Source organism: Dyella sp. (assembly GCF_036568765.1).
Taxonomy (GTDB): Bacteria; Pseudomonadota; Gammaproteobacteria; order Xanthomonadales; family Rhodanobacteraceae; genus GSA-30.
The window spans coordinates 1-5,659 of the sequence record NZ_DATCRY010000182.1 but is presented as its reverse complement, the minus strand read 5'-3'; the positions used below and the strand labels follow the sequence as shown (position 1 = coordinate 5,659).

Annotated in this window: 7 protein-coding genes; 5 read left to right on the top strand and 2 right to left on the bottom strand. The window is 62.1% G+C overall.

The window, feature by feature from the left end; genetic code table 11:
• Nucleotides 1-150: 150 nt before the first annotated feature.
• From VIM98_RS12595 to VIM98_RS12575, 5 genes are all read left to right on the top strand, one after another.
• Nucleotides 151-582 carry a hypothetical protein gene (locus tag VIM98_RS12595; protein ID WP_331993457.1) on the top strand — a complete coding sequence of 144 codons (432 nt, stop codon included), beginning with the start codon at nt 151-153 and terminating at the stop codon, nt 580-582.
• The gene (locus VIM98_RS12590; protein ID WP_331993456.1) at nt 579-833 is read left to right on the top strand and encodes a GIY-YIG nuclease family protein; all 255 of its coding nucleotides are present in this window, start codon (nt 579-581) and stop codon (nt 831-833) included. Before VIM98_RS12595 ends, VIM98_RS12590 begins: the two co-directional genes overlap by 4 nt.
• A 118-nt stretch (nt 834-951) precedes the next feature.
• A complete protein-coding gene (locus VIM98_RS12585) occupies nt 952-2,280 on the top strand; it encodes a hypothetical protein (protein ID WP_331993455.1) in 1,329 nt (442 codons plus the stop codon).
• Nucleotides 2,281-2,298: 18 nt separating this feature from the next.
• Nucleotides 2,299-2,613, top strand: a complete 315-nt coding sequence (locus VIM98_RS12580) for a hypothetical protein (RefSeq protein ID WP_331993454.1) — start codon at nt 2,299-2,301, stop codon at nt 2,611-2,613.
• A gap of 54 nt (nt 2,614-2,667) precedes the next feature.
• The gene (locus tag VIM98_RS12575) at nt 2,668-4,119 is read left to right on the top strand and encodes an FUSC family protein (protein ID WP_331993453.1); all 1,452 of its coding nucleotides are present in this window, start codon (nt 2,668-2,670) and stop codon (nt 4,117-4,119) included.
• On the opposite strand, the gene VIM98_RS12570 is transcribed toward VIM98_RS12575, so the two are convergent.
• Entirely contained in the window at nt 4,100-4,972 is an 873-nt protein-coding gene (locus tag VIM98_RS12570) for a hypothetical protein (protein WP_331993452.1), read from the bottom strand. The two genes, VIM98_RS12575 and VIM98_RS12570, sit on opposite strands and share 20 nt — an antisense overlap.
• 192 nt (nt 4,973-5,164) lie before the next feature.
• On the bottom strand, nt 5,165-5,659 hold a 495-nt coding region (locus tag VIM98_RS12565), incomplete at its 5' end, for an aminotransferase class I/II-fold pyridoxal phosphate-dependent enzyme (protein WP_331993451.1).

The window sequence follows — 5,659 nt, the reverse complement described above, 5'->3', positions numbered from 1 at the left end:
TTCGATGGCCTCGAAACCGATCCAGAATGCTCACGTCACGCCCCCATGGGACGGACATCGCCGATCCATGGCATCCTTTTTACCCTAATCGCTTTCGATTGTCCGACGCTTTACAAACCTTTCCACTTTCTTGGGCGCAAGAAATTTCGCATGCTGATACACGGCCAATGCCATTGCGGCACGATCGACTTCACGCTGGACTGGACACCCGAGCCCGCCGAGATACCGGCGCGCGCCTGCACCTGCTCGTTCTGCAGCAAGCATGGCGGCGTATGGACCGCCGTCGCACATGGACGGCTGGATCTTCGTATTGCCGACAGCCAGGCGGTCTCCCGCTACGCCTTCGGCACGCGTACCGCCGAATTTCTGGTTTGCAAGCACTGCGGCATAGTACCGGCCTGCCTTTCCCTTATCGACGGTCGCACCTATGCGGTGGTGAGCGTCAACGCGATCGATAATGTGGATCCGAGCCGATTCAAGCGCGCATCCGTCAGTTTCGACAACGAGGCGCTCGACGATCGCCTGGATCGCCGCCAGCGCCATTGGATTGCCCATGTCACTGTTCGGGAAAACACCGCGTGAGCTGGTGGCTGTACCTGATCGAATGCCATGACGGCAGCTATTACGCCGGCATTACCAACCGCCTGGAAGCGCGTTACGCGGCGCATGTCGCCGGGCGCGGCGCGCGCTATACCCGATCGCATCCGCCGCTGCGATTGCTCGGTGCACGGCCATATGCCGATCGCGCGGAGGCTTCGCGGGCGGAATGGGAGATCAAGCGTCTGCCTAAACAGCGGAAACTGGCCTTCTTGCTCGGCTCCACGGAAAACTGAGGAGAACGCGCTCGAAGCCAGACACGAACGATTCACGCCACGGCCCATTCAACGTACATACGTCTTGCCATGTTGTCCGGCTAAGATCGTCGAGGGAATCGGATTCCAAGGGGATACCATGCATCGCTCCGCTCGTGCGCGCTTCGCTGGCGCCGCCATGCTGCTCGCCCTGTCGCTCAGCGGCTGCGGCACGGCTGAAGTCAAAATGGAGGCAACCGCTTCATTTGCCGACACCTCGCAAAAAACCGTGGACAACGCCAGACAGTTCTACAAGGACATCGTCACCGCGGATCAGTCGGTGCAGTCTTTCCGTTCGACCGTCGATCCGCAGTGCCCAGTCCTCGCGCCAGGCGACGACAGGGAGGCTCCGGGCTTCGTGGATCCGACGGCATTGCCCATGCTGATGGAACTCGAGTCGAAACTGCCGGGGAAAACCCATGCGCTTACCGCTGCCTGTCGGGCCTATGCCGCGCAGGCGTGCAGGGCCGACAAATCCGGCGGGCTCGACTGCCATCCGATCGTCGGTACCGTGGTCGCCAATGGATTCTTCTGCCCCTCCGACGCGGCGGTCGATTGCGCGAAAACATTGAAGCGCGACGACATCGATCGAGTTTCGAAATACCTCCACACAATCGTCGATCGACAGATATTTCTCTCGCGCACCGACGCCGATTTTGCCGCGGCCCTGCAAGGCGTCGACATATTGACCCATTACCTCGATTCGCTTGCGAAACTGGCCAAATCCCCGGACAACACCGTCAGCGCGGATATCAAGTCGTACGCCGACACCTTTAACGATCTCAAGGGCGACGTCGACGCAGCGCACAAGACAACGGGCACCACGGCTGCATCGACGCCTACAGCGGCTACCAGGAACACCAATAGCGCATCTGCATTGGGCGGCCTCGTCGCTCCACTGAGCCAGCTTGCCGAGATCATCGATAAGGCTGTAACCGACGCCAGGTCGGCCGGACAGATCGCCGAGCAGCTCCAAAACACCGGGTCGCAGCAAGCGGTGAGCAACGCCATTTTGAATCTTGCCAAGGCAACCGATAGCAATTATTGCTCTGTCTACGCCAATGAGGCTTTGCAGAACGCCGGCCTGATCGACGATTACCTGCGCTTCGGTTTCGGCCCCAACGACCTCTCTGGCCGGCAAGCCCTGGTCGATCGATTGCGTGACTATGAGTCGACGTTCAAGACTGTCCAGCACAAGTGCGCGGCACTCTCGCAAGCCCGCAACGGCGACGCGGCTTATCGCCCTGTCTCGCCCGCGGGAGCCATGCTCATGCAGATCAGGAAATCGAATGACGAACTGCTCGCCGTGGTTGTCGACGACAAGCTGTCCTCCGCTCAGCGCGAGGCGGCCACCAAAAAAACCTTTGAAACTTATAAATCGGCCATACAGGCACTGGCGAAACTGATCGCCACATCCAAGGCGCTTTGATCTCCAGGGAGAATTGCCATGACAGGATCGAATCCTTCCGATCTGCAAGCCGCCATCGCGCTCTGCGTCCGGGCGTGCACAAATGCAACCTCGCGCGCACACGATTTTCATCTGCGCACCGAGGCACGCACGGCATCGCAACAACTCGACAGCATGAACGCACGTATCGGTCGCACCAGCGGCGCAGGCAAACCGATTGCCGCGCTCATCGCCGAAACCAACGTCGTCACCAAGCAACTGGACGCGGCGGTCAGCGATAGTGCCATCGACGTGGCGGTAGCGGCCGCCGAAAACCTCTGCGCCCATCTGCGCCAGAACTTCCGGCCGGTCTGAAACAACTCGTGGCCCGATTGCGCGTATAGTCCCCCGGCCGCTCCGGGGATGATCATGGTCAACGCGATCCACGCCGACTTTCAAGTTAAGGTGACCTCTCGCCTGGGGTCCGCCCTGCGCGAAGCCATCGTCACCATGCTGGCCGTGCTCGCCACGTTCATCTGCACTATGGCGATCGCCCCCGAGCCCGGCCCCGGTGTCCTCGCCGTTGTGCTCAGCTTGTCCTTCGCACGTAGCCATCTGGATCGTGACCTGCGCGGCCGCCTGGAAGCCGCTGTCGCCCTGCCCCTGGTCGGACTGACCGCCGTCGGCGCCGGCATGCTGCTGCACCGGGCACCGTGGATCGGCGCGGCTGCATTCGTGCTGGGTATGTTCGTATCGATCTGGCTGCGCCGTTTCGGCCCGATGGCCGGTCGCATGGGCTCGCTGATCGCTCTGCCGTTCGTTGCGATCCTCACCACGCCCTATATCCCCCCCCATCATCTGAGCCCTGCGATGATCCTGGCGGCACCGGTCATCGTGGGCTTGCTCGCGCTGGCCTGGGTCGCCACGCTGCAAGCGGCGGCGCGGCGTATCGGGCTGCTGCCACAGCTGCGTAAACAGCCCGTCGTCACCCCTGAGCCGCCTCCACCGGAAACCGCTCGCGGCCCGCGTGCAAGCACACGGATGGCCATTCAGATGGCTGCTGCGCTGAGCATCGCCTTCGTGGTGGGCTATCTGTTCTTTCCGCAACGCTGGGCCTGGATCGTGCTGACCGCGTTCATCGTCAACAGCGGCAATCGTGGCCGCCTGGACGTGGCATACAAGAGCGTACTGCGCGTGCTCGGCGCCGCGGCCGGCACCGTCATCGCGCTAACCGTCACCGTGCATATCGGCGCGCATGACTCATTCACCGTCGCCTGCATGCTGGCTGCCGTCTTCCTCGGTCTGTGGCTGAGGCCCATGGCATACGCTTGGTGGGCCTTGTTCGTCACGATCGCGCTTGCGCTGCTGCAAGGTTTCAATGGCACGAACGGCGACAGCCTGCTCTGGACACGCCTGGAGGAAATCCTGATCGGTGCGCTGATCGGCGTGCTCTGTGCGTGGCTGGTCTATCCCGTGCGTTCCACAGGCGTCCTGCGCCGGCGCATCGCCAACGCCTTGGCGGCGTTATCCGATGCGCTTTCCGCCGCGCCATCGGAGCGACAGACCACGACATTCATCGCCACGCTGGATCAAGTCGAGCAAGTCGCACCGCCATTCCGCGCCAGTCGCCGCGCTTTGCGGCGGCTCCGGCCAAACCATCCTGCCGACTGGATCGATACGCTGCTGGCATGCCGCATACCCGCGTTGGCCTTGATCGAAGGCGGCGAGGCGCCGGGTCATGTACGCAAAGCACTAGGAGCCGCGCGCAAGGCCCTGCGCGAACCCGAAAACCTGCTACCCGCTTTGCAGCAACTCCGGCAAACCCTCGTGACGCCGGCAGCGGCATCCGGGGACGCAGCGGCTACAAGTGAGGAAACCTGACCGCTTCGGTCTTGCGGCGGGTACGTCCCTCCATCGAGCCTTCGTCGCTGCGCTCGTGATGCGCGCCGAAGGGTGTAGTCACGCCGCCACGTTTATAGCCGGTCACATCCAGGCTGGGAAAATCACCCTGCAGTGCGTGATGGAGCCTTGGCACGAAGTATTTGGCGTTCGCCTCTGTCTCACCGGGTTGGCCATGTTTGGTAGAGACCCCGAAACAGGAAGCAATACGCAGATCCTTGAAATCCGGCGGTAGTCCCGCCTGCTTCAAATGATCGGCCAACTCTCCGGGCGAAAGCGATGGCCCATGGCCCTCAGGAGACGCATGCATATGCGGCACCGGGCGCCCCGGCGTCGGCACTTCGCCGTGCCCGAGCACATAGAGCTTGTCCTTGTGCCCGATATTGGCCAACGGCTTGCCATCGTGCAGCGAAGGATAAAGGTTCGGATGCGAGGTCGTGGTCAATTCGGGATATCGCGGATCCTCGGTATGGAAATGGACGGTGGCGTTGGCGATACGTGTTTGTTGATAAGCGGGAAGCATCGACTTGGCCAGTCGCGCATGGGCCTTGGAAATCAGATAAGCCGAGGTCTGCTTGGCTTTAGCCAACTGCTCCGGGGTCGTATAACTCTGCCCCAATTGCCGCTTGAGTTCTTTGTGGCCACCGATGACATTCTGGAAACCGAGCACCTGCATATGTCGCATGCGCTCCATTTCATTGGCGGTTTCCACATTAGGTGCCAGCAGTTGGTGCGGCGGCTTGCCCTTGCCGATCCGCGGCATGTTTTCGCCAGCGGCAGCCATCAAGGCGTGCGAGCCACCGAACGGCGTATACAAGAATGCGCGGCTGTGCATGGTAACCCTCGCTGGAGATGGAGCGGCACGCGACGCCGTCTAGCGTCGCATCGACGACGCGATGCGATCAAGTGCCTTCCCGGATCTACCATGAGCCAGATAACGCGCAACCGCAGTTACCCGGGAACAACGCCAGCGAACGCTCAATCTCCGATACTTCGCTCCTACAGAAGCACGGATTTGGAAACCGCCTCAGCCGATGCCGCTCACTGCCAGTCGCCCCAATTGTCGAAGCGCGCGATCGAGCGATTCGCCCCAGGGCAGACCGCAGCTCAACCGCAGACAATCGGCGTAGTCGCCGCGGCTGGAAAACAACACCCCTGGCGAGGTGCCGATCCGCGCCGCAAGCGCCGCCTCGCATAGCGCTTGCCCATCGCCACCGTCGGGCAACTGCAACCATAACGACAAGCCGCCGCTCGGTTCGGTGACCCGGGTACCCGCAGGCCAGTAGCGTGCAATCGCATCGTGCATACGTTGCGCGTTGCCGGCCAGGGCGCGGCGCAACCGGCGCAAATGCCGTTCGAGATCGTGCTGCTGCAGATAATCGGCCATGGCCAGCTGCGGCAAGGCGGCACCGCCGACCGTGGAAAAGTATTTCGCTCGCACCAGCGCATCGGTCCATGGGCCGCCAACCAGCCAGCCAAGCCGCAGGCCAGGAGCGAGTATCTTGGAGAACGAACCGCAACT